Source organism: Enterobacter sp. kpr-6, assembly GCF_900116015.1.
In the GTDB taxonomy this organism is placed as follows: domain Bacteria; phylum Pseudomonadota; class Gammaproteobacteria; order Enterobacterales; family Enterobacteriaceae; genus Enterobacter_D.
Window position 1 is genome coordinate 210,908 of record NZ_FOYH01000003.1, and the last position, 22,967, is coordinate 233,874.

A 22,967-nucleotide genomic window follows, 5' to 3' on the forward strand; every position below is an offset into this window, starting at 1 on the left:
ATTTGCGTGGTAGAAGCGGGAAATTTAAACGCCAGCACTACTACCATACAAGTATTGATAGATGAAAATCAGTGATTAATCACATTAATTTGCGTTAGGTTAGCCTTACACCCTATCTCAAAGAGATGTGGCATGTATCTGATGATAATATTCAATGCAAAGGGATGGCCGCCAGGTCAAAAAGGAAACTGCGAGGGAAGCAGCCGAAATTGTTAGAAAAACAGCAGAATAGATCTGCCGTATACATGAAAGTGGCGGGTACGCTATCAACGTTTTGGCAAAATTATTCTCTGTCTCTCGACGAACTGTTTACCGGACGCTTTCTCGTGGAAAAAATGAAGATTGGGATCTAATTAAACTAAGCAAGGAGCCGTTATGTACGGCAACAATGAAATCATCGGTTATTTACAGGCCAATAAGATTCTTGCACTAAAGCTTGACCATGCGGTTTCTGCCGTCGGTCAGCAGTTCACAAATCAAATTGATACGTTAGGGAAGGGAGCGACCCGTCTACTGTATTACACCTCCTGTTTCACCGATGAATATAACGATGTTTGCCAACAACAAAAGACTGAAGATATCCGTTTCAGGGATGCCATTTATAAAGTATTACGCCACGGTGATGTGGTCTATGACATGCTTCGGATCTACTTCGAAGAAATTTTCAAATTCAAAACATCTGAGCAGATAAAACGCATCAAACAGTGCCTGATGGCCGAGAATGTCCATATCGCTGCCAGTGCGCTCACCAGTGCCGGATTTACGTTAGCGGTCGCCAGCAGCGTTCGCATTGGGTTAAACCTCAGCCTTGAAATAAGCACTCTTGCAGGAGCATGGACTTCTCGTGGTATTGTAGCTGTCGGCGTTTATGGAGTTATTCAGAAAGCTGCAGACAGTGCCAATCGACTGCATATTCATTATCCCGCCTATTATTTTGCGCTTTATGCGCAACGGCTGGAAATGCTCTACTTCCTCATTGAGCCTGTATTACAACAGGCAGGCGCTATCGAAGCGCAATGGGCATCAGATAATGATCTTGTGGGCATCATCACAGGGATGATTCAACAGTCATGATGACGTATATCAAACGTTTTTTACGGTGGCAGGGGCGGTTCTTCTTTTCGGGCTACGGCCCAACAATGCTAACCATCGTGTTTGCCCTGGTCCAGTCTCATTTTTTCCCCGGAAGTCCAGTCTGGCCAATCGGTGTTTTCTTCATAATCGTAATGATTATTTTTGGTCGTTATGTGAAATGGTGAAAAATAGAAATTCCAGGATTTAATATTTACTGGTAAGGCAATTACATGTCTGCTTCTGCACATTTATGGCTTGAAAATGAGAAAGGTTTTGGTAGTCGACAACTGCATAATGCCACTGCGCCTGGACTCAATCGCGTTAACATCTTTCTTCCATGGTGTGGATCCAGGCAAGCGGAGACTTACAAAACAACGGGTCGGAAATTTCGTTGGTTCCGGCGCAGAACACCGGGAAGGCAGAATTTGCCGGAAAACCGCGGAATAATGCGATTCTCCGGGCACAAAAAAGCCGCCCGCAGGCGGCTTTATGAGGTTTAAAACGTATTACAGCTTCGCAGCGTATTCCGCGACCGTGGCTTTTGCGCCCTGGGTGCGCAGCAACTGGTATGCATGGTTTACCTGGTTAACAAAGGTCACGTCATGCGGCAGTTCTTTGCCGAAAATCGCTTCAATGCCAAGCAACGCTTTCACGCGCGCGTCGCCATCTTCGCTGGTGTTGACCGCCTGCTGGATCACGGCAAGCAGTGGATCGCACACTTCAATCACCTGCCCCTGCTCGTCCACGCCGCTAACGTAGCGCATCCACCCAGCCACACCGAGCGCCAGCAGGCTGAAATCGCTCTGATGAACCAGATGCCAGCGCACAGAATCCAGCATACGCTGAGGTAATTTCTGGCTGCCGTCCATCGCGATTTGCCAGGTGCGGTGACGCAGCGCGGTGTTGCTGTAGCGGGCGATCAGCATATCGGCGTAATGCGCCAGATCGACGCCCTGCACTTTCAGCGTCGGGGCCTGTTCCCTGAGCATCAGCGCGTGGGCGGCACGGCGATAATTCTCATCATCCATGCATTCGTTGATGTGCTGATAACCGGCCAGATAACCGAGGTACGCGAGGAACGAATGGCTGCCGTTCAGCATACGCAGCTTCATCTCTTCAAACGGCAACACGTCGGCCACCAGCTCTGCGCCCGCTTTTTCCCACGCCGGACGCCCGGCGACAAAGTTATCTTCGATCACCCACTGGCGGAACGGCTCACAGGCCACGCCTGCCGGATCGCGCACGCCGGTCAGTTGCTCGATTTTATCCAGCGTCTCGGCAGTCACCGCAGGCACGATGCGGTCAACCATGGTTGACGGGAACGTGACACTGGCTTCAATCCACGCGGCCAGATCGGTATCCACCGCACGGGCATATGCGCAGACCACGTTACGCATGACATGGCCGTTTTCCGGCATGTTGTCGCAGGACATCACGGTGAACGCCGGCAGACCGGCCGCTTTACGACGCGCCAGCGCTTCAACGATAACGCCCGGTGCAGATTTCGGCTGCTGTGGGTTTTGTAAATCAGCAACGATAAACGGATGATCGAGCATCAGTTGCCCGGTCGCCGGAGAGTGGCAATAGCCCTTCTCGGTAATGGTCAGGGAAACAATCGCCACCTGCGGTTCACACATGGCGGCGAGCACCGCTTCAAGCCCGTCCACCTGAGCATGCAGCGCGCGTTTCACCACGCCCACCACGCGGGATGTCCATGCGTCGGCAGACATTTCAGCCACGGTGTACAGATTATCCTGCGCCTTCAAATCGGCGATTTGCTGCTCACCGCCAATCAGGTTTACTTCGCAATAACCCCAGTCGCTGTGGTGCTCGCTGGCCAGAATATCGGTGTAAACGCCCTGATGCGCGCGGTGGAATGCGCCAAAACCCAGATGCACGATCTTCGGCAGCAGCGCGTTGCGGTCATAGCCCGGAAGCGTGGCGTTTGCCGTTAATAGTCTGTTTTCCATTTTAAAATCCACTGTATTGGTGATTCATCGTTTCGCCAGAATAGAGTCAGACGGCGAAGATGCTTTGATTTGTATTAACCTTTCACCAGTTGGTATGACATGATTACTAAGTTATGTGATAGCCCTGGCAATTTCCCGTTAAGGTGGTCAACCAGGACTATCACGAAGGCCTTAACTGATTGAACGGGCAGATGCTGAGGCGTTAACCGCCTTCCCGCTTTCGTCACACCAGAGTGTGTCGTAGGAGTGACCGGTAAGATCTTCCACGATTTCGCGTGTTTCAGGCGTCACATCGCGCTTCGAGCCATTCGCTTTCAGGCGCTCAACTTCATCAACAAAAATTTTGTGCGTGCGTTTGTTTAAGCGGAATGTCAATGCCTGCCACAAGGCGATGAGCAGTAAGCCCACGGTCCCGATAAACAACAGCATGGCGATCATGTTCACTGCTTCTACCGGCTGCACCTGGCTGCCTTTCACGAAACCGCCCGCCTGGAGCAACACACCCACGATAAAGGTGGCAATGGCGACGGTGGTTTTGCGGGAAAACGTCATCACCGCAGCGAACAAACCTTCACGACGCTGACGGGTGATCATCTCGTCAATATCCGGAATGAACGGGAACACGTTCCACGGGGTAAATTCCAGCACGCAACGCCCGACCTGGTATACCGCCGCCAGAATCACCAGCAGAGTAATTTTGTTGTCGCCAGGGAACTGGTAAACCATAAACAGTCCGGCAAGGCACAGCATCATCAGGGTGTAGGCAAAAACATATAAGCGCGACGGGCCATATTTAATGATCGCCATACCCGCAATTAACGTGACCGGCAGGCCGACAATACTCATCGACAGTAAGGTCCCGGCGAGTGCTGAAGAGACATTCAGGCAATAAACGCAGAAGAATACGAACACGGTGTTATAAACATCTTTCGCCGTGAACGAGAACAGATAAATGGCCAGATGTTTACGGAATGCACGCACTTTCAGCGTCGAGGCGTAATCTTTGAACAGACCACCCAGCGCCACCATTTTTTCACCAAAGGTAGTCGGCTGATTACCACGCTCCAGTTCGGCTAACATCTCAGGGGTCATTTCACGCTCCCAGGTCACTTTCCAGGAGATAAATACACACACCATAAAGAGAATAGCGAAGACGATGCCGTTAATAAGATAGGCATTTGGATCGTGCTCACCATAATACTTAATTAACAGCCCTGGAATAAAAGTCGCCAGGAACGTACCGGAGGCGGAGAAGAACATCCGGCAAGTGGATAATTTAGTCCGTGAGTTAAAATCCTTGGTCATTTCTGACGGCAGCGTTTCCCATGGAATAAGTACCATCGCGGCAATAATCTCAAAGGCCAGATATACCGCCAGGTAGAATCCAAAGGTCATGCCGTTTACCCACAGCAGTGAATAAACCAGCATTAACGGCGCGCCTATCAGCAAAAAGAAGCGCCGACGGCCAAATTTCTTACCTAAATAACGTTTGTAAAAATGGTCGGTAAAACTCCCCATAAAAAGACTGACGATGGCATCGACAATACGGGCAATGGCAACAATTGAGGCGGCTTCGACCGGCGACAGACCGACGAACGTGGTATAGAAAAATAATAACCAGGCACCTATTACCGTAAATGCTCCACCGCCCATAATATCGGTGATACCATAACCGATACTTACCGGTATGGTTATTTTTTTATTGGCACGAGTCATGTTCTATTCTCTCAGAGAGGATTATTTGAAATCGAAGTATTTTTCCGCATTATCATGACAAATGTTTCTTATCATTCGGTGCAGGATTTCTTTATTATTAGGAACTTCACCGCGCTCAACCCAGCCACCAATCAGATTACACAAAATACGGCGGAAATAATCATGGCGGGTATAGGAAACCAGACTGCGTGAATCAGTGAGCATCCCGATAAAATTCATCAGTAAACCCTGATCCGCAAGACTGTTGAGCTGGCTTTCCATGCCACGACGGGTATCGTTAAACCACCAGCCGGAACCGAACTGAATGGGTGATTTCACGCCATCCTGCGCAGACTGGAAGTTTGCAATAGTGGTTGCCACTACATCGTTGTAGCTGGCATTAAGGTTATACAAAATGGTTTTCGGCAGCGCATTACCCTTCGCCATGGCATCCAGCAATTGATTCAGGTTCGCGGCCAGATGCGACTGGTCGGTAATGGAATCAAAGCCGGTATTAATGCCCAGCGCATCCAGCATATTGCTGTTATTACTGCGAATGGCACCGAAATGGATTTGCATCGCCCACTGGCGGGCTTTATAGGCTTTTGCCAGCATAACAAAAATGGCGCTATCGAGAACAATACGATCGCGCTCGCTAATATTCTCTCCCTGACGTTTGGCAGAAAATATCGCCTCCACTTCTTCTTCATCACCGTATAAATAGTGAATTTCTACCGGGCCATGATCGGAGATGCGACAACCCGCTTCATGGAACCAGTCAATTCGCTGCGCAACGGCGTCGGTGAATGCCGCGAATGAAGAAATAGTCGAGTGTGTTAATGCCGCTAATTCATCAATAAAATGACTGAACGCATGCGGCTGTTTCTCAAAAAATTCATCCGGGCGAAACGTGGGCAGAACTTTTGTTTTAAAACTCTCGTCCTGCTGCAAACGCAGATGGTATTCCAGACTGTCCAGCGGCGAATCAGTGGTACAAATAACCTCTACCTTTGAACGCTCGATTAATGCGCGCGGTCTGAAATCGTCTTGCTGTAATAAACGATTACAGTGCAGCATAATCTCATGCCAATTTTTACTGTCGAGCAGATCATCGCAGTCAAAATAATGGTGCAATTCAAGGTGAGTCCAGTGATACAACGGATTACCAAAACTGGCTTCTACCGTTTCTGCCCACGCTTTGAATTTTTCTTCCGGCAAGGCGTCACCGGTAATAAAACGCTCGTCAATACCATTGGCACGCATTGCCCGCCATTTATAGTGGTCGCCTGACAGCCATAATTCCGTAATATCATTAAACTTGTTGTTTTCCGCTATTTCCTGAGCAGAAAGATGGCAGTGGTAATCAATAATGGGCAATGATTTTGCAACATCGCGATAAAGCTCTGCACCTGCGGTGTTGTTTATCATAAACCGGTCATTTATAAAGCTCATGATAATACTCCAGACTTTTTAATATAGCCGGGCGATAAACGCCCGACATGTCACCAGTTCCAAAGCGTGCCATCTTCCAGTCGCGCGACCGGTAAATACGCCGGATCGTAGGGGTATTTCGCCGCCAGTTTTTCGTCAAACTCAATGCCCAGCCCCGGCCTGTTGCCCGGATGCATATAGCCGTTATCAAACGTCCAGTTGTGCGGGAAGACCTCCAGCATCTGTTCGGAATAGCCCATATATTCCTGCACGCCGAAATTCGGCACCCACAGATCAAAGTGCAGCGCCGCAGCGTGGCAGATCGGCGACAGGTCAGACGGACCGTGTGAGCCGGTGCGCACCTGATACAGCGAGGCAAAATCCGCGATGCGGCGCATCCCGGTGATCCCACCCGCGTGGGTAATCGTGGTGCGGATATAGTCGATTAACTGCTCTTCAATCAGCTGTTTGCAGTCCCAGATGCTGTTGAAGACTTCGCCCACCGCAATTGGCGTGACGGTGTGCTGACGGATCAGGCGGAAGCACTCCTGGTTTTCAGCAGGCGTCGGATCTTCCATCCAGAACAGACGGTAATCCTCGATGCTTTTCCCGAAGCGCGCGGCTTCAATCGGCGTCAGGCGGTGGTGCATGTCGTGCAGCAGGTGCTCGTTAAAACCGAATTTCTCGCGCACGGCGTCGAACAGTTTCGGCGTGAAATCGAGGTATTTTTCCGTGGACCAGAGCTGCTCTTCCGGCCACTGGCCTTTGGTCGCCGGCTCATAGGCCAGGCCCTTGCCTTTGGACATGCCGTAGGTGGTTTCCATGCCCGGCACGCCGCACTGTACGCGGATCGCTTTAAAGCCCATCTCTTTATGGCGGGCGTAATCTTCCAGTACGTCGTCAATGGTGCGCCCGGTGGTGTGGCAGTAAACCATCACGCCCTCGCGGGACGCGCCGCCAAGTAACTGATACAGCGGCATGTTGGCGGCTTTGGCTTTAATGTCCCACAGAGCCATGTCCACAGCGGAAATCGCCGACATGGTCACCGGGCCGCGACGCCAGTACGCGCCCTTGTAGAAGAACTGCCAGATGTCCTCGATGCGGTGCGCGTCGCGCCCTACCAGCTGCGGGCAGAGATGATCTTTTAAATAGGAGGCGACGGACAACTCACGCCCGTTGAGGGTGGCGTCACCCAGCCCGGTGATCCCGTCTTCGGTGGTGATTTTCAGGGTGACGAAATTACGCCCCGGACAGGTCACAAATACTTCTGCACTGACAATCTTCATTAGGTGATCCTTTACATCTTTCATTGGATGCCGGAAATTTAACCCCCTGAGCTACTACCATACAAGTATAGAGATCAAAAATTTGGTGATGGCTCACAAAAAACAGGTGATCAGAAAATGAAGGTCTGACAGGGAAAATGCAGCAATGCGCCCTTAAATCAGGCGCATACGGGAGATGAAGTAAAGAAGAAAAACGGCAAAATTAGCTGGTGCGTCCCCACCCGGCAACAATGATCAGCATTCCGCACAGGGCGACCGCCGCGCCAAGCCAGTCGTACAGACTGAGCCTGACGCCATCCACCACCCGCAGCCAGATCAGCGCGGTGCACACATACACGCCACCGTAAGCGGCATAGACCCGCCCGCTCGCCGCCGGATGTAGCGTCAGCAGCCAGACAAACAAACAGAGCGCAATACCCGCCGGGATCAGCAAAAACGCGCTCGCCCCCCGCTTAAGCCACAGCCATGGAAGAAAACAGCCGATGATTTCACACAGCGCGGTGATGAAAAAAAGTAACGAAGTTTTTAGCATGGAGTTACGTGATGCCGGTTCGTTTAACAGGGGGCCTATCATAACAGCGTAAAATCAGGCTGTAAGGCCGCCCGTGGGTTAACGTCTTACGAACGACGCCTGAATAATGCTCAACAACGCAAGTCCCACCGGCACCAGCGAGCCCCATAACACGGCATTCCAGCCATAAAGATTGAGCAGCGCACCGGAAGAAAACGATCCCACGATCATCACACCAAACACCACAAAATCGTTCAGGGACTGGACCTGCGTTTTTTCCTCCGGTCGGTGGTAGTCAATAATTTTTGCCGACGCGCCGGTAAAACCAAAGTTCCAGCCCAGCCCCAGCAAAATCAGGGATAGCCAGTAATGGAAGATGTCCGTCCCGCTCAGACCGACAAACACCGATCCCGCCGTGATCAGTAAGCCCGTTGCCGCTATCCGCATGGCACCAAAGCGGTTAATCAGCCTGCCGGTAAAAAAGCCCGGCCCGTACATGGCAATAACGTGCCACTGAATGCCAAGGTTGGATGCCTGCTGGGAAAGGCCGTGCATGTGCATCGAAAGGGGTGCGGCGGTCATCAGGAAATTCATGATCATATAGGTTACTGCGCCGCTGAATACCGTTCTGGCAAATCCCGGCTGGCGCACAATCTCGCGCAGAGGACGCCCCGCCGCTTTGATGGCGGCAACAGGTTCCGCAGGCGTCACGCCGAGCAGGATAAAACCGGAAATCACCGCCACGAGGGCCTGGGCGATAAAGGTAAAAGCGAAGGTGTGAGGCGGCCAGAGATTCATCGTTCCTGTCACCAGCATCGGGCCGATGACGCCTGCGAGTACCCCGCCGCCCATCACCAGCGACAGCGCGCGGGCGCGTCGTTCCGGCGTGACGCCATCCGTGGCGGCAAAACGAAAACTGAGCGCTACGGCGGCATAGGCCCCGCCCAGAAACGCGGCGATGCAAAACAGCATAAATGAGCCAATAACCACGGCCAGCGCCGCCGTCAGGCCGGTAATGATCCCGGCCCCCGTCCCGACCATAAATGCAGCTTTACGTCCTTTTTTCCTCGCCAGCGAACCCAACGGCAGGATGCAGGCCGCCATACCGAGCACAAACGTGGTGAGGGGCAATGTTGCCAGCGAACTGCTGGGCGCGATGGCGTTGCCAACTATAGCCCCGGTCGCGTAGAAGACCACTGAGTTCGCGCCCGCAAGCGCCTGAGCCGCCGACAGGCGAATAATATTATTATTTTGTTCTGCAACGGGCAGGGTGTGTTCTGCGGTCATCGGTTAAATATCCTGATCCATTCTGAACAGACAGAATGCCACTGCAAACGGGCTTTAGCGAATGAGAAGATATTGCCACACAAGAAAGAAAAACTATCTCGCTGGTTTATAAGGGCGGTCCTATGAAAAGCAAAAAAGTACAGGTGGATTAAGAATGAACTTAATCGCGGTAAATAACCGCAGGCAGCCTGATTGTCAGGACTGCCTGCATGACCCTTACACCTCGTGCAGGGCTTCCTTACGCTGGAACGGATCGGTTGTCCCCTCAACTTTGAGAGGCGATCTGACCACCAGACTCGGCAGCGCCAGCTCTATATCATTCTCTTTAAGCTGCTCAATAATGCGGATATTAATTTCCTGCTGAATATCCATATATTTATTGTAGTCAGCGGAATTGACAATATGCACCACCTCAAAGGTCAGACGATCCTGATTAAAGGCGAGTAAATGCGCGCGGTCGAATTTTGTCTCACCCACCTCAACAATCACATCTTTAACCATCGGGCCAATTAAGCGCAGTTTTTCAGGCTCCGTTGTTGTGGCTACGCCAAAGGTAAACACAATACGGCGTGTCTGCATACGCTTATAATTATGAATCGTTTGTTGCAACAAATTGGCGTTCGCGCAGACGATCTGTTCGCCGCTGAGACTGCGAATACGGGTGGTTTTCAGGCCAATATGTTCGATGGTACCGGCAACATCGTTAAATACCACGAAATCCCCTATTTCAAACGGCTTATCGATGCCGATTGACAGTGAGGCAAATATGTCGCTGAGGACGGTCTGCACGGCCAGCGCTATCGCAATCCCGCCAACGCCAAGGCTTGCAACCAGCGCGGTAATATCAACGCCCATATTCGCGAGGATCGACAGAAACATCATCGCCCACACCAGCGCCCTGAGCATAATACTGAGGATAACCAGCGTTACCGGATTTTTATTAGTGCCTGGCGCATAAAGTAAATGATGCATCCATGACCGTATCGCCTGATCCAGCCAGATGGCCATTTGAATGGAGACGACCAGAAACCAGGCGTGTGAAATGGCTGAAAATAACCGCTCAGGCAATCCGACAAAGCGCAGACTAAACAGGAATGCCGCAAAGAAAATAAGCGGGCTGCTGGTCTTCTTCAGCATGTCAAAGAGAATAAACCGCAGGTAGCCGTCATTTTCCTGCCGCTCGTTCCAGCTTTGAATTTTCTTATAGACAAATGCCAGTAATCTTTTTACTAACCAGTAAGTTATAAGCGTGACAAAAAATACTATCGCCAGATTAATCCAGAACGTCGCTGACATTAACAGGGTGACAATATTCGTTCGAATCAAAAAATCCATCTAACCTCCATTACTCATACATTTTCGTAGAGTATAGACGCCGGATCTTAACTGCCCGCCGGGATAGTGTAGAATAAGCAGATTACGTCTCTGTAAGACCCACAAAGGAACTCGCTATGAACATCACCTTTAGCAAACGCCTGTGCCTGACGGCGCTGCTTGCACTGAGCACTTTTGCGTTTGCTGGTACTGCTTCCGCTAACACCAGCAAACTGATCATTGAATCCGGCGACACCGCGCAAAGCCGCCAGAACGCAGCGATGGATAAAGAGCAGTGGGATTCCACCCGCTCGCTGCGTAATAAAGTGAACGCGCGCGTGGAAAAAGAGTGGGATAAAGACGACGCCGCCTTCGATCTGCGCGATAAATGCCAGCAAAGCGCGAACGTAAACGCCTACTGGGAAAGCAACACCCTGCGCTGCCTGGATCGCCGCACCGGGCGTGCTGTCACACCGTAAGCCGTATCAGTAATAGTCGATCGTATTTTTGATAGTAAATTTACGCTCGACGGCAGGTGTGACGCTTTTATCAACGATCAGCAGATCGCAACTCACCGGGTTGTCATGCTTATCGTAATCGCAGGTTTGTTTAACGTTGCCGAGCGGTTTTTCATTCAACTGGCTGATGGCCGTATAGTCGAGTTTTTTACGCTCATCCGCTGAGGGCTTCGCCTCTACCGACAAATGCATCGCTTTGCTGGTAGAGGATTTTCCCAGCGGATAACCCTGCGCATCATAGCGATAGTTCACCTCCAGATCCTTACCGCGCGCCGCCACCACAAAGCCTTTGTCATCCGTTTCCCATTTCACGCCCGCCGACGGGAACTCTGCAAGCTGACATTTGCCCTGCAAAAGCAGCCGCTTCTCACGGGTTTGCGCATCGAGATAGAAATTTGCATCCAGCACCAGCGCAAGGCCGGTATTGTTTTCGATATCGTGCAGCTCCAGCGAATCAAAACACCCTTCTTCCGACAGCGTCGCGGCAACCCGTTTTGCCACCTCACCTTTGTCATTGAGCAGCGTCTGACTGAAATCTTTCACCGGACCGCGCAGCGGATCGAAGTCAAACTCATTAGAAAAGCTCGCCATTTCCGGGGTAAAGGCCACCGGCTCTTTTCCGTCATCACAGCCAGCCAGCGTCGCCGCCAGCGCGGTCAGGAGTAACCATTTTTTCACTCAATTCACCAAAGACTAAGGATTCACTGCTTTTATAGTAGCAAACTCAGTCAGTTACCGTACACATAACAAAATGTGAGCACCGCAGGCTGACTCATAGAAAAGCCTTATATCTAACGCACTGTTTTTGTTCAACATTGTGCATTACCGGTGCAGGCTCAACCGCACATTCCCCGCCAGCCCCGTTAAACCGTCGCTTTTGCATTTGGCACGGCTTTTGCTCCATGCATTCCATCTTGTATACCAGTTGGGATGGCAAAAATGACAATCATGACAGGCCAGACGCTCAGCGCGTGGCAGCAGCAGATCCAGCAGCATATCGATAACATTCCCGCTTTTCTGATCGCGCATCTGGCGGCGCTGCCGGAAGAGGACAACGCCTGGATCGCGCGTGCCACGCCGGTTGAGATCCACCGGCAGTTTGCTGAACTGTTACCGCGCTATCAGCAGGACCCCGCCGCGCTGCCGTTGTTCGGTATCCCGTTTGCGGTGAAGGACAATATTGATGTCGCGGGCTTCCCGACCACCGCCGCCTGCCCGGATTTTTCCTTTAACGCCCAAACCGACGCCACCATCGTCGCCCGCCTGAAAGCCGCCGGCGCGATTGTGATTGGCAAAACCAACCTCGATCAGTTCGCCACCGGACTGGTCGGCACCCGCTCGCCTTATGGCGCAGTGGTGAACACTTTTAACAGTGATTACGTCAGCGGCGGCTCCAGTTCCGGCTCGGCCTCGGTGGTGGCGCGCGGGCTGGTGCCTTTTTCGCTCGGCACCGACACCGCCGGGTCCGGTCGCGTTCCCGCGGGCTTTAATAACATCGTCGGCCTGAAGCCCACCAAAGGCTGGTTCTCCGCGCACGGCGTGGTGCCCGCCTGCCGCCTCAACGATACCGTGTCGGTGTTTGCGTTAACGGTGGAAGACGCCTGGCTTGTCGCCACCCTCTGTGGCGGGTATGACGCCGCCGACGCTTACTCACGTCACAACCCGGCCACCGCCCCCGCTGCACTCCCTGCCGAACCGCTGTTTGCCGTGCCCGATCGCTGCGAATTTTTTGGCGATGACACCGCACAGGCAGCCTGGGAAAAGGCCCTCAATGCCCTGCGCGCCTGCGGCGTTCGCCTTCAGCCCATTGATTTCACCCCGTTTCGCCAGCTTGCGGAGCAACTCTACCAGGGACCGTGGGTGGCAGAACGCACCGCAGCCGTGGGCGGGATGCTCAGCCATCCTGAAAAAATGGACCCGACTGTCTGGCAGATTGTCTCCGGCGGCGAAAAGTTTAGCGCCGTTGACGCCTACAACGCGGAGTACCTGCGCGCGGAACACGCCCGCCGCATTCAGACTGCGCTTGCGGGCGTGGATGCGCTGGTGGTGCCGACCTCGCCCACCATTCACACCCTTGATGAAATGCGCGAGGAGCCGATCCGCTACAACTCGCAGTTCGGCACCTACACCAACTTTACCAACCTCGCCGATCTGAGCGCGCTGGCGCTGCCCGCCCCGTTTCGTGCCGACGGTTTACCCGCCGGGATCACCCTGCTTGCTCCCGCCTGGCATGACCGGGCGCTGGCGACCTTCGGCCTGGGCTGGCAACAACAGCAGGCACAGCCGCCCGGCGCACCCGGTTTCCCGCTGCCTGAAGAACCTGCCGCGCTGCCGGTCTCTTTTGAGCACGTGCGGGTGGCGGTGGTCGGGGCGCACCTTCGCGGGATGCCGCTCAACCATCAGTTAATCACCCGTCAGGCTGTGTTTGTGGAAGCCACCACCACCGCGCCGGTCTATCGCCTGTACGCGCTGGCAAACACCCAGCCCGCCAAACCGGGGCTGGCACGCGCCAGCGAGGGCCGCGCCATTCAGGTGGAACTGTGGGATATCCCACTGGCCCGCTTTGGTGAATTTGTCGCAGAGATCCCGCCGCCGCTTGGCATCGGGTCGCTGGAACTGGCAGATGGCCGCCGGGTGAAAGGCTTTATTTGCGAGGGTTTCGCCCTTGCTGACGCGCAGGACATTACCGATTTCGGCGGCTGGCGCAACTGGCTCGCCCGCAAGGAGAACAGCCATGTTTAACACCGTTTTGATCGCCAACCGCGGGGAAATTGCCTGCCGCGCCATTCGCACCTTAAAACGCCTCGGCATCACCAGCGTCGCGGTCTATTCCGATGCGGATAAAAATGCCGAACATGTCAAAGCGGCGGATATCACCCTGCCGCTCGGCGGCGAGAAAGCCAGCGACAGCTATCTGCGCATCGACGCCATTCTGGATGCGGCACGGCAAAGCGGTGCCCAGGCGATCTGGCCGGGTTACGGATTCCTTTCTGAAAGCCTGACCTTCGCCGCCGCCTGCGAAGAGGCCGGGATTGTCTTTGTCGGCCCGACCGCACAGCAGATTGGTGAATTTGGCCTGAAACACCGGGCGCGCGAACTGGCGGCGGCGGCTGGCGTACCGATGACGCCCGGCACCGGCCTGCTTGACTCGCTGGACGACGCCCTGCGCGCGGCGGACGACATCGGTTATCCGGTGATGTTAAAAAGCACCGCGGGCGGCGGTGGCATCGGCCTCACGCGCTGCGGCGATCGCGAGGCGTTAAGCCAGGCGTGGGAGAGCGTACGCCGCCTCGGGGAGCAGTTTTTCAGCGACGCGGGTGTGTTTATCGAACGCTGCGTGGATCGCGCCCGCCATATCGAAGTGCAGATTTTTGGCGACGGCAACGGCAACGTGGTGGCGCTCGGCGAGCGCGACTGCTCTTTACAACGTCGCAATCAGAAAGTGGTGGAAGAAACGCCCGCGCCGGGTATCTCTGAGGCCAACCGCCAGGCGCTGCTCGCCTCTGCCGAAGCGCTCGGCAAGCTGGTGAACTACCGCAGCGCGGGCACCGTGGAGTACATCTACGACACCGCCCTCGACGCCTTCTATTTTCTTGAAGTGAATACCCGTTTACAGGTGGAGCACCCGGTCACCGAGTGCGTCACCGGGCTGGATCTGGTGGAGTGTATGCTGCGCGTGGCCGCAGGCGACGCGATCGACTGGGCGCAACTGCGCAACGCGCCGCAGGGCGCAGCGATGGAAGTGCGCCTGTACGCGGAAAACCCGCTAAAAAACTTCCAGCCGAGTCCCGGTGTGCTGACCAGCGTGGTCTTCCCGGAGAACGTGCGGGTGGACAGCGGCGTCACCACCGGCAGCGAGGTATCGGCGTTTTACGATCCAATGATCGCCAAACTTATCGTCCACGCCCCCACCCGCGACGAAGCACTGGTGAAACTGCGCGAAGCGCTCAACGCCACGCAATTGCACGGCATCGCCACCAATCTGGATTATCTGCGTCAGATCTGCGCCAGCACAGAATTCCGCACGGGCAACGCCTGGACGCGAATGCTGGACAGTTTCACGCCTGCCACCCGCGCCATTGAGGTGCTGCAACCCGGCACCTGGAGCAGCGTGCAGGATTATCCGGGTCGCCTCGGCTACTGGGATATCGGCGTGCCGCCTTCCGGCCCGATGGACGATTTTGCCTTCCGGCTGGCGAACCGTATCGCGGGTAACCACCCGGATGCCGCCGCGCTGGAGTTCACCCTGCAAGGGCCGACGTTGCAGTTTCACTACGATACGCTGATCGCCCTCACCGGAGCCGACTGCCAGCCAGAGCTTGACGGTGAACCAGTGGCCTACTGGCAGCCGGTGGCCATCCGCGCCGGGCAGATCCTGACGCTCGGGCGCACCGTGGCAGGCTGCCGCACCTATCTGGCGGTACGCAACGGCATCGACGTGCCGCAGTATCTTGGCAGCCGTTCCACCTTCGCCCTCGGGCAGTTTGGCGGTCACGCCGGACGCACCTTAAAAGTCGCCGATCTGCTGCCGATCTCGCAGCCGGAACTGGCGGCCTGCACCACCCCCGCGCCCGTGAGCGAACCGCAGGCGCTCGCCGCTGAACTGATCCCTGATTACCCGCAGCAGTGGCGTATCGGCGTGCTGTACGGACCGCACGGCGCGCCGGACTTTTTCACCCCGGAATCAATTGACGAGTTCTTCGAAAGCGACTGGCAGGTGCATTACAACTCCAACCGCCTCGGCGTGCGTCTGACCGGGCCGAAGCCGGGCTGGACCCGCCCGGACGGTGGCGAAGCGGGCCTGCACCCGTCAAACGTTCACGACTGCGAATACGCCATTGGTGCGGTCAACTTTACCGGCGACTTCCCGGTGATCCTCACCCGCGACGGCCCAAGCCTCGGCGGGTTTGTCTGCCCGGTGACCATTGCCAAAGCCGAATTATGGAAAGTGGGCCAGGTCAAACCGGGCGACAGCCTGCGCTTTTACCCCATCAGCGTGGACGAAGCCGTGGCGCTGGAAACCGTGCAGAACCAGATTGTGGAGACGCTGCAACCCGTCGCGCCGCCTGCATTTGCTGCGCCGTCCCTTGAGGCCGTCGACGGTGTCTCCGCCGCAGTGCTGGTTTCGCGTCCGGCCAGCGCCACCGCGCCTGCGCTCTGTTACCGCCAGGCGGGTGACAATTACATTCTGATTGAGTACGGCGACAACGTGCTGGATCTGGCGCTGCGTCTGCGCGTCAGTCTGATGATGGAGCGCCTGCGCAGCCTCGCCCATCCGGGGATCAAAGAGCTTTCTCCCGGCGTGCGCTCGCTGCAAATCCGCTACGACAGCCAGGCCCTGAGCCAGTCGGCGCTGGTGGCGATCCTGCTGGATCTCGAAGGCCTGCCGGGGGATGTCAGCCAGATGAAAGTGCCGTCGCGCATTGTCTGGCTGCCGATGGCCTTTGAAGACAGCGCCACGCTCGGCGCGGTCAGCCGTTACCAGGACACGGTGCGCGCCACTGCACCGTGGTTGCCGAACAACGTCGATTTCATTCAGCGCATTAATGGTCTGCCAACCCGGGAAACGGTGCGCGACACGATTTTTGACGCCAGCTATTTGATCCTCGGCCTCGGCGACGTTTACCTTGGCGCGCCCTGTGCGGTGCCGATCGATCCGCGCCACCGCCTGCTCAGTTCAAAATACAGTCCGGCGCGCACCTACACCGCCGAAGGCACCGTCGGTATTGGCGGCATGTATATGTGCATCTACGGCATGGACTCACCGGGCGGCTATCAACTGGTCGGGCGCACGCTACCCATCTGGAACAAATTCCTTAAAAACAGCCAGTTTGAGCAGGATGAACCCTGGCTGCTGCGCTTCTTCGATCAGGTGCGTTTCTACCCGGTCAGCGAAGAGGAACTGGATCGGCTGCGCGACGATTTCCGTGAAGGCCGGGCGGCGATCCGCATCGAAGAGACATTCTTTGATTACGCCGCGCATCTGGGTTTTCTGGAAAACAACGCGGCAGATATCGCCGACTTCCGCACCCGCCAGGCCCGCGCCTTTGCCACCGAAGTGGAGCTGTGGCAGCGCGATGAACAGCCGGAAGCGGTGGAAATCATCGAGCAAGAGGTCTCCATTCCCGATGAGGGACTGCTGGCGGTCAACGCCGACATGAACGGCAACATCTGGAAAGTACTGGTCGCACCGGGCGATGAAGTCACCGCCGGGCAGCCGCTGGTGATCGTCGAGGCGATGAAAATGGAATTGTCGATCCACGCCCCGCAAGGCGGTCGCGTGAAACGCATCGGCTGCACGCCGGGCCGCCCCGTCAGTCCGGGCGATGCCCTGCTGTGGCTGGAGTGATCGCGTGGTGATGCCTGCCGGAAAGCGGCCTGAAGGGTTAGCCGAGCGCATTTACCGGGCGGTGAAAAACGATATTTTCACCTTCCGGCTGATGCCGGGCGACCGGTTCAGCGAGTCCGAAGTGGCGGAACGGATGTCTGCCAGCCGCACGCCGGTGCGTCAGGCGCTGCACTGGCTGGCGCACGAGGGCTATGTCGAGGTGTGGTCGCGCAGCGGCTGGCAGGTCAGGCCGTTTGACTTCAACTACTTCGAGGAGCTTTACGACTTCCGCATTGTGCTGGAGCGCGAGGCGGTAAAACGGCTGTGCACAATGCCGCCCGCCGCCTGTGCTGCGCATCTCGCCGCGCTTGTCGCCTTCTGGATCGACGCCCCGCGCCTCGACGATGGCATGGCGGTATCGCGGGAAGATGAAGGGTTTCACTCTCAACTGGTCGCGGCGGCGGGCAACAGCGAAATGGCGCGGGTGCACGTCGAACTGACCGAGAAAATGCGCATTATCCGCCACCTCGATTTTACCCGCGAGGATCGGGTGGCGGCGACTTATGACGAACACGCCCGCATTTTGCAGGCGATTTTAGAACAGCAAACAGAGGAGGCGCAGCGCATCCTGACCGGACACATTTCACGCAGTAAAGCAGTGGTCAGAAAAATCACGTTACACCGGCTTCAGCAGTCACGGTTACCACCGGGTTCATCGTAGTCACACTCGCCGCCCGCGCGGTGGCGTCTGAACGCTCAAATTTAAAAAATACAGAAGGGTTGATGATGAAAAGACGTTCTTTACTTAAGGTTTTTGCGCTTTCCGCGACGATGCTCAGCATGGGGATTTCTTTCGGCGCTTACGCGGCTGACACCATTAAAGTCGGCATTATGCACTCGCTCTCCGGCACCATGGCGATCTCTGAAACGCCGCTGAAAAACGTGGCGCTGATGACCATCGATGAGATCAACGCCAAAGGCGGCGTGCTGGGTAAAAAGCTGGAGCCGGTGGTAGTCGATCCGGCGTCCAACTGGCCGCTGTTTGCGGAAAAAGCCCGCCAGCTGTTAACCCAGGATAAAGTTGCTGCCGTGTTCGGTTGCTGGACGTCGGTGTCGCGCAAATCGGTCCTGCCGGTGTTTGAAGAACTGAACGGCCTGCTGTTCTACCCGGTGCAGTATGAAGGCGAAGAGATGTCGCCGAACGTCTTTTACACCGGTGCGGCACCGAACCAGCAGGCGATCCCGGCAGTGGAATACCTGATGAGCGAAGACGGCGGCAGCGCCAAACGCTTCTTCCTGCTCGGTACCGACTACGTCTACCCGCGCACCACCAACAAGATCCTTCGCGCCTTCCTGCACAGCAAAGGCGTGGCGGATAAAGACATCGAAGAGGTTTACACCCCGTTCGGTCACAGCGATTACCAGACCATCGTTGCCAACATCAAGAAATTCTCGGCGGGCGGCAAAACGGCGGTGGTCTCGACCATCAACGGCGACTCCAACGTGCCGTTCTATAAAGAGCTGGCGAACCAGAGCATTAAAGCCACCGATGTGCCGGTGGTGGCCTTCTCCGTGGGTGAAGAGGAACTGCGCGGCATCGACACCAAACCGCTGGTCGGCCATCTCGCGGCGTGGAACTACTTTGAGTCGGTGGATAACCCGGTCAACGCCAAATTCGTCGCTGATTACAAAGCCTGGGCCAAAGCGCACAACCTGCCGAACGCCGATACCGTGGTGACCAACGATCCGATGGAAGCCACGTACGTCGGCCTGCACATGTGGGCGCAGGCGGTGGAAAAAGCGGGCACCACCGATGTGGAAAAAGTGCGCGCGGCGATGGCCGGGCAGACCTTTAAGGCCCCGGACGGCTTTACGCTCACCATGGATAACACCAACCACCATCTGCACAAACCGGTGATGATTGGCGAGATCGAAGATAACGGCCAGTTCAACGTGGTCTGGCAGACCGAACAGCCGGTTCGCGCTCAGCCGTGGAGTCCGTTTATTGCGGGCAATGACAAAAAGCCGGATACCCCGGTGAAATCGTCAGGTCAGTAATCCTCACGCCCGGCGGCGCGTCTGCCGGGCACGTTTTTGACTCCGACCCAACGAGCGACGATGAAAATAACAACGGTTTTTGGCTTGTTTCTCGCCTGCTGCCTGCTGGCGTTAAACCCGGCACACGCCGGTCCTGCTGCCGAATACGGCAGCGCCAGCCGCACCCAACAGGCGCAACTCTTACAACGCTGGTCGGCAAGTCCCGATGAATCGCGTCTGCCGCTGTTGCAGGCTTTACGCGCCGAAACGCTGGTGGTGGATAAAAGCGGCCAGCTCTTTAACGAACGCAACGGCGAACTGACCCCGCTGGAAGGCAGCGCCGCGCCTGCGGGCAGCACGCGAAAAGTCTTTATGAATAACCGCCTGCGCGTACTGGTGGCCGCCACCCTTGCCAGCCACCAGCTGATCAGCCACGACGACGCCCTGCGTTTGCAGGCGGCGGTGATGCTGCAAAATGATGCCTCGCCGGATCAGCGTCCGCTCCTGACCCGGCGTTTGGCGGAGGAACAAAACGCCGACGTTAAAGCGGCGCTGACCCTCGCCCTCGCCCGGCTGCAACTGGCGGACAGCAATCCGCAGGTGCGCGTGCAGGCGGTGAAACTGTTAGGTGAAAGCAGCAGCGCCCAGGCGCAGGCCAGCCTGCAACGGCTGACTCAGCCGCAAAATGAACCAGACGCTCTTGTGCGCGCCGCCGCGAGCGCCAGCCTGAAAGAAATCCAGCAGCGTCTGCGCTGGGGCGACTGGCTCGGCCAGGCGTTCAGCGGGCTGTCGTTAGGATCGATTTTACTGCTCGCCGCGCTGGGGCTGGCGATCACCTACGGCCTGCTCGGGGTGATCAATATGGCGCACGGCGAGATGTTAATGCTCGGCGCGTACGCCACCTGGCTGACGCAACAGGGCTTTGCCCAGTTCGCCCCGCAGTGGCTGGCGTTTTATCCGCTGGTCGCGCTACCGGTGGCGTTTTTCCTGACCGCTGCCGTGGGGATGGCGCTTGAGCGCACCGTGATCCGCCATCTGTATGGCCGCCCGCTGGAAACCCTGCTCGCCACCTGGGGGATCAGCCTGATGCTGATCCAGCTTGTGCGGATGCTGTTTGGCGCGCAAAACCTGGAGGTCGCCAATCCCGCGTGGCTCTCCGGCGGCTGGCAGGTGCTGCCGAATCTGATCCTGCCGTATAACCGTCTCGCGGTGATTGTATTTGTTGTCGGCGTGCTGGTGCTGACCTGGCTTTTGCTCAACAAAACCCGCCTGGGGATGAACGTGCGTGCGGTGACGCAGAATCGCCGGATGGCTGACTGCTGCGGCGTACCGACCGGGCGCGTGGATATGCTGGCGTTTGGCCTGGGTTCCGGCATCGCCGGACTGGGCGGCGTGGCGCTGTCGCAGCTTGGCAACGTCGGTCCCGAACTCGGCCAGGGCTACATCATCGATTCATTCCTGGTGGTAGTGCTCGGCGGCGTCGGGCAACTGGCGGGCACCGTGGTTGCCGCCTTTGGACTGGGGATTTTCAACAAGCTGCTGGAACCGCAAATCGGCGCGGTGCTCGGCAAAATCGCCATCCTGGTGATGATCGTTCTCTTTATCCAGAAACGCCCCCAGGGGCTGTTCGCCTTTAAAGGACGGGTGATTGACTGATGAGCCAACCGATAACGCTGACCCTGGCGCAACGCGCGCCCCGGCTGACGCGCGCCGTCGTGCTGTTTACCCTCCTGCTGCTGGTGGCGCTGCCGTTTTTAGCGCTGCTGCCGCAGGAGAATCCACTCGCCATTTCCACTTACACCTTAACACTGGTGGGTAAAGTGCTGTGTTACGCCATTGTCGCGGTGGCGCTGGATCTGGTGTGGGGCTATGCCGGATTGCTGTCGCTCGGACACGGGCTGTTTTTCGCCCTCGGCGGCTACGCAATGGGCATGTACCTGATGCGCCAGGCGTCGGGCGAAGGGCTGCCCGCGTTTATGTCGTTTCTCTCCTGGACCGAGATGCCGTGGTTCTGGGCGGGAACGCAGTATTTTGCCTGGGCGCTGTGCCTGGTGATCCTCGTGCCCGGCCTGCTGGCGCTGGTGTTTGGCTACTTCGCCTTTCGCTCGCGGATCAAAGATGTCTATTTCTCGATCATGACCCAGGCGCTGACCTACGCCGGAATGCTGCTGTTTTTCCGCAATGAAACCGGCTTTGGCGGCAACAATGGTTTTACCGGCTTCACCACTCTGCTCGGCTTCCCGGTTGCTGCCACCGGCACGCGCATCGGGCTGTTTATCGCCACCGTTTTGCTGCTGGCGGCGACGCTGTTTATCGGCACCCTGCTCGCCCGCAGCAAGTTTGGCCGGGTGCTGACGGCGGTGCGCGATGCGGAAAACCGCCTGATGTTCTGCGGCTACGATCCGAAGGGTTTTAAGCTGTTCGTCTGGACGCTCTCCGCCGTACTGTGCGGGCTGGCGGGGGCGCTGTATGTGCCGCAGGTCGGCATTATCAACCCCAGCGAAATGTCGCCCACCAACTCGATTGAAGCGGCGATCTGGGTGGCGCTGGGCGGGCGCGGAACGCTGATCGGCCCGCTGCTGGGCGCGGGGATCGTCAACGGCGCAAAGAGCTTTTTCACCGTCGCTTTCCCGGAGTACTGGCTGTTCTTTCTCGGGTTGATGTTTATTCTCGTCACCCTGTTTTTACCCCGTGGCGTCATCGGCCTGATCCGGCGGAGGAAGCATGACTGATACCCTTTTTACCCAACCGCAGCCGCAGGATCGCTACCGTCAGACCACCGATCCGGTGCTGCAACTCGACAAGATCAATGTGACGTTCGATAAGTTCCGCGCACTAACGGATCTGACCCTGTCGATTGGCGTCGGCGAACTGCGCTGCGTGATCGGCCCCAACGGGGCGGGGAAAACCACCCTGATGGATGTGATCACCGGCAAAACCCGGCCCACCAGCGGCAAAGTGTTTTACGATCAGACGGTGGATTTAACCACCCTTTCTCCGGTGGAGATTGCCCGCGCGGGCATCGGGCGCAAGTTCCAGAAGCCGACCATTTTTGAGGCACTGAGCGTGTTTGAAAATCTGGAGATCGCGCTGAAGACTGACAAATCCGTCTGGGCCTGCCTGCGCGCCTCGCTTAACGGCGAGCAGCGCGACCGCATCGACGAAGTGCTGGAACTGCTGCGTCTCCGGGCGCTGGCCCATCGCCCGGCGGGGCTGCTGTCGCACGGGCAGAAACAGTTTCTGGAGATCGGCATGCTGCTGGTGCAGGAGCCACATTTACTGCTGCTGGATGAACCCGCCGCCGGGCTGACCGATGCCGAAACCGACTACATTGCGGAGCTGTTCCGTACGCTTGCGGGCAAGCACTCGCTGATGGTGGTGGAGCATGATATGGGCTTTGTTGAAACCATCGCCGATCACGTGACGGTGCTGCATCAGGGCCAGGTGCTGGCGGAAGGCACCCTGCGCGACGTGCAGAATAATGAACAGGTCATCGACGTTTATCTGGGGCGTTAA

General features: G+C 56.4%; 18 protein-coding genes. 10 read left to right on the forward strand and 8 right to left on the reverse strand.

What is annotated here, in order from left to right:
- Positions 1 to 274: 274 nt before the first annotated feature.
- Together BM373_RS21955 and BM373_RS09970 are read left to right on the forward strand one after the other, a co-directional pair.
- Positions 275 to 433 (forward strand): hypothetical protein, encoded by a 159-nt coding sequence (locus BM373_RS21955; RefSeq protein ID WP_371261101.1) that lies wholly within the window; start codon positions 275 to 277, stop codon positions 431 to 433.
- Positions 376 to 1,074, forward strand: coding sequence for a hypothetical protein (locus BM373_RS09970; RefSeq protein ID WP_090461285.1), 699 nt, complete (start codon positions 376 to 378; stop codon positions 1,072 to 1,074). The genes BM373_RS21955 and BM373_RS09970 overlap by 58 nt, the downstream gene beginning before the upstream one ends.
- 506 nt (positions 1,075 to 1,580) lie before the next feature.
- On the opposite strand, the gene BM373_RS09980 is transcribed toward BM373_RS09970, so the two are convergent.
- From BM373_RS09980 to BM373_RS10010, 7 genes are all read right to left on the reverse strand, one after another.
- Entirely contained in the window at positions 1,581 to 3,044 is a 1,464-nt protein-coding gene (locus BM373_RS09980; protein WP_090461287.1) for a mannitol dehydrogenase family protein, read from the reverse strand.
- Positions 3,045 to 3,215: 171 nt separating this feature from the next.
- Entirely contained in the window at positions 3,216 to 4,760 is a 1,545-nt protein-coding gene (locus tag BM373_RS09985) for an MFS transporter (RefSeq protein WP_090461288.1), read from the reverse strand.
- 21 nt (positions 4,761 to 4,781) lie between these two features.
- Complete coding sequence (uxaC, locus tag BM373_RS09990; protein ID WP_090461289.1) at positions 4,782 to 6,191, reverse strand: glucuronate isomerase; 1,410 nt, start codon at positions 6,189 to 6,191, stop codon at positions 4,782 to 4,784.
- A 50-nt stretch (positions 6,192 to 6,241) separates the two neighbouring features.
- Positions 6,242 to 7,456, reverse strand: a complete 1,215-nt coding sequence (gene rspA, locus BM373_RS09995) for a starvation-sensing protein RspA (protein WP_090461290.1) — start codon at positions 7,454 to 7,456, stop codon at positions 6,242 to 6,244.
- A gap of 202 nt (positions 7,457 to 7,658) precedes the next feature.
- Positions 7,659 to 7,988, reverse strand: a complete 330-nt coding sequence (locus BM373_RS10000; RefSeq protein ID WP_090461291.1) for a YnfA family protein — start codon at positions 7,986 to 7,988, stop codon at positions 7,659 to 7,661.
- A gap of 78 nt (positions 7,989 to 8,066) precedes the next feature.
- Entirely contained in the window at positions 8,067 to 9,254 is a 1,188-nt protein-coding gene (locus BM373_RS10005; protein ID WP_090461292.1) for an MFS transporter, read from the reverse strand.
- Between the two features lie 216 nt (positions 9,255 to 9,470).
- Complete coding sequence (locus tag BM373_RS10010; protein WP_090461293.1) at positions 9,471 to 10,589, reverse strand: mechanosensitive ion channel family protein; 1,119 nt, start codon at positions 10,587 to 10,589, stop codon at positions 9,471 to 9,473.
- Between the two features lie 116 nt (positions 10,590 to 10,705).
- Here BM373_RS10010 and BM373_RS10015 point away from each other — a divergent pair, with 116 nt between their 5' ends.
- The gene (locus BM373_RS10015) at positions 10,706 to 11,047 is read left to right on the forward strand and encodes a DUF1283 family protein (RefSeq protein WP_090461294.1); all 342 of its coding nucleotides are present in this window, start codon (positions 10,706 to 10,708) and stop codon (positions 11,045 to 11,047) included.
- 6 nt (positions 11,048 to 11,053) lie between these two features.
- Here the strand turns inward: BM373_RS10015 and BM373_RS10020 are convergent, their stop codons facing one another.
- A complete protein-coding gene (locus tag BM373_RS10020; protein ID WP_090461295.1) occupies positions 11,054 to 11,764 on the reverse strand; it encodes a YnfC family lipoprotein in 711 nt (236 codons plus the stop codon).
- A gap of 261 nt (positions 11,765 to 12,025) precedes the next feature.
- On the opposite strand from BM373_RS10020, the gene atzF reads away from it, so the two are divergent.
- The 7 genes from atzF to urtD all read left to right on the forward strand — a co-directional run bounded on the left by atzF (position 12,026) and on the right by urtD (position 22,967).
- Complete coding sequence (gene atzF, locus BM373_RS10025) at positions 12,026 to 13,828, forward strand: allophanate hydrolase (protein ID WP_090461609.1); 1,803 nt, start codon at positions 12,026 to 12,028, stop codon at positions 13,826 to 13,828.
- Positions 13,821 to 17,435 carry an urea carboxylase gene (uca, locus tag BM373_RS10030; RefSeq protein WP_090461296.1) on the forward strand — a complete coding sequence of 1,205 codons (3,615 nt, stop codon included), beginning with the start codon at positions 13,821 to 13,823 and terminating at the stop codon, positions 17,433 to 17,435. The genes atzF and uca overlap by 8 nt, the downstream gene beginning before the upstream one ends.
- 10 nt (positions 17,436 to 17,445) lie before the next feature.
- Positions 17,446 to 18,135 (forward strand): GntR family transcriptional regulator, encoded by a 690-nt coding sequence (locus BM373_RS10035; protein WP_090461610.1) that lies wholly within the window; start codon positions 17,446 to 17,448, stop codon positions 18,133 to 18,135.
- 65 nt (positions 18,136 to 18,200) lie between these two features.
- Positions 18,201 to 19,472, forward strand: a complete 1,272-nt coding sequence (urtA, locus tag BM373_RS10040; protein WP_090461297.1) for an urea ABC transporter substrate-binding protein — start codon at positions 18,201 to 18,203, stop codon at positions 19,470 to 19,472.
- Between the two features lie 60 nt (positions 19,473 to 19,532).
- A complete protein-coding gene (gene urtB / locus BM373_RS10045; protein WP_090461298.1) occupies positions 19,533 to 21,107 on the forward strand; it encodes an urea ABC transporter permease subunit UrtB in 1,575 nt (524 codons plus the stop codon).
- On the forward strand, positions 21,107 to 22,183 hold the full coding sequence (urtC, locus tag BM373_RS10050) for an urea ABC transporter permease subunit UrtC (RefSeq protein WP_090461299.1): 1,077 nt from the start codon (positions 21,107 to 21,109) through the stop codon (positions 22,181 to 22,183). Before urtB ends, urtC begins: the two co-directional genes overlap by 1 nt.
- Positions 22,176 to 22,967 (forward strand): urea ABC transporter ATP-binding protein UrtD, encoded by a 792-nt coding sequence (gene urtD / locus BM373_RS10055; RefSeq protein ID WP_090461300.1) that lies wholly within the window; start codon positions 22,176 to 22,178, stop codon positions 22,965 to 22,967. The genes urtC and urtD overlap by 8 nt, the downstream gene beginning before the upstream one ends.

Bases quoted from the DNA above. Each gene is read 5' to 3' on its own strand.
- urtC (WP_090461299.1), top strand. From the start codon at position 21,107: ATGAGCCAACCGATAACGCTGACCCTGGCGCAACGCGCGCCCCGGCTG.
- urtA (WP_090461297.1), top strand. From the start codon at position 18,201: ATGAAAAGACGTTCTTTACTTAAGGTTTTTGCGCTTTCCGCGACGATG.
- BM373_RS10015 (WP_090461294.1), top strand. From the start codon at position 10,706: ATGAACATCACCTTTAGCAAACGCCTGTGCCTGACGGCGCTGCTTGCA.
- BM373_RS10005 (WP_090461292.1), bottom strand. From the start codon at position 9,254: ATGACCGCAGAACACACCCTGCCCGTTGCAGAACAAAATAATAATATT.
- BM373_RS09970 (WP_090461285.1), top strand. From the start codon at position 376: ATGTACGGCAACAATGAAATCATCGGTTATTTACAGGCCAATAAGATT.
- rspA (WP_090461290.1), bottom strand. From the start codon at position 7,456: ATGAAGATTGTCAGTGCAGAAGTATTTGTGACCTGTCCGGGGCGTAAT.
- uxaC (WP_090461289.1), bottom strand. From the start codon at position 6,191: ATGAGCTTTATAAATGACCGGTTTATGATAAACAACACCGCAGGTGCA.
- BM373_RS10000 (WP_090461291.1), bottom strand. From the start codon at position 7,988: ATGCTAAAAACTTCGTTACTTTTTTTCATCACCGCGCTGTGTGAAATC.
- uca (WP_090461296.1), top strand. From the start codon at position 13,821: ATGTTTAACACCGTTTTGATCGCCAACCGCGGGGAAATTGCCTGCCGC.
- atzF (WP_090461609.1), top strand. From the start codon at position 12,026: ATGACAATCATGACAGGCCAGACGCTCAGCGCGTGGCAGCAGCAGATC.
- BM373_RS10010 (WP_090461293.1), bottom strand. From the start codon at position 10,589: ATGGATTTTTTGATTCGAACGAATATTGTCACCCTGTTAATGTCAGCG.
- urtB (WP_090461298.1), top strand. From the start codon at position 19,533: ATGAAAATAACAACGGTTTTTGGCTTGTTTCTCGCCTGCTGCCTGCTG.
- urtD (WP_090461300.1), top strand. From the start codon at position 22,176: ATGACTGATACCCTTTTTACCCAACCGCAGCCGCAGGATCGCTACCGT.
- BM373_RS10035 (WP_090461610.1), top strand. From the start codon at position 17,446: ATGCCTGCCGGAAAGCGGCCTGAAGGGTTAGCCGAGCGCATTTACCGG.
- BM373_RS09980 (WP_090461287.1), bottom strand. From the start codon at position 3,044: ATGGAAAACAGACTATTAACGGCAAACGCCACGCTTCCGGGCTATGAC.
- BM373_RS09985 (WP_090461288.1), bottom strand. From the start codon at position 4,760: ATGACTCGTGCCAATAAAAAAATAACCATACCGGTAAGTATCGGTTAT.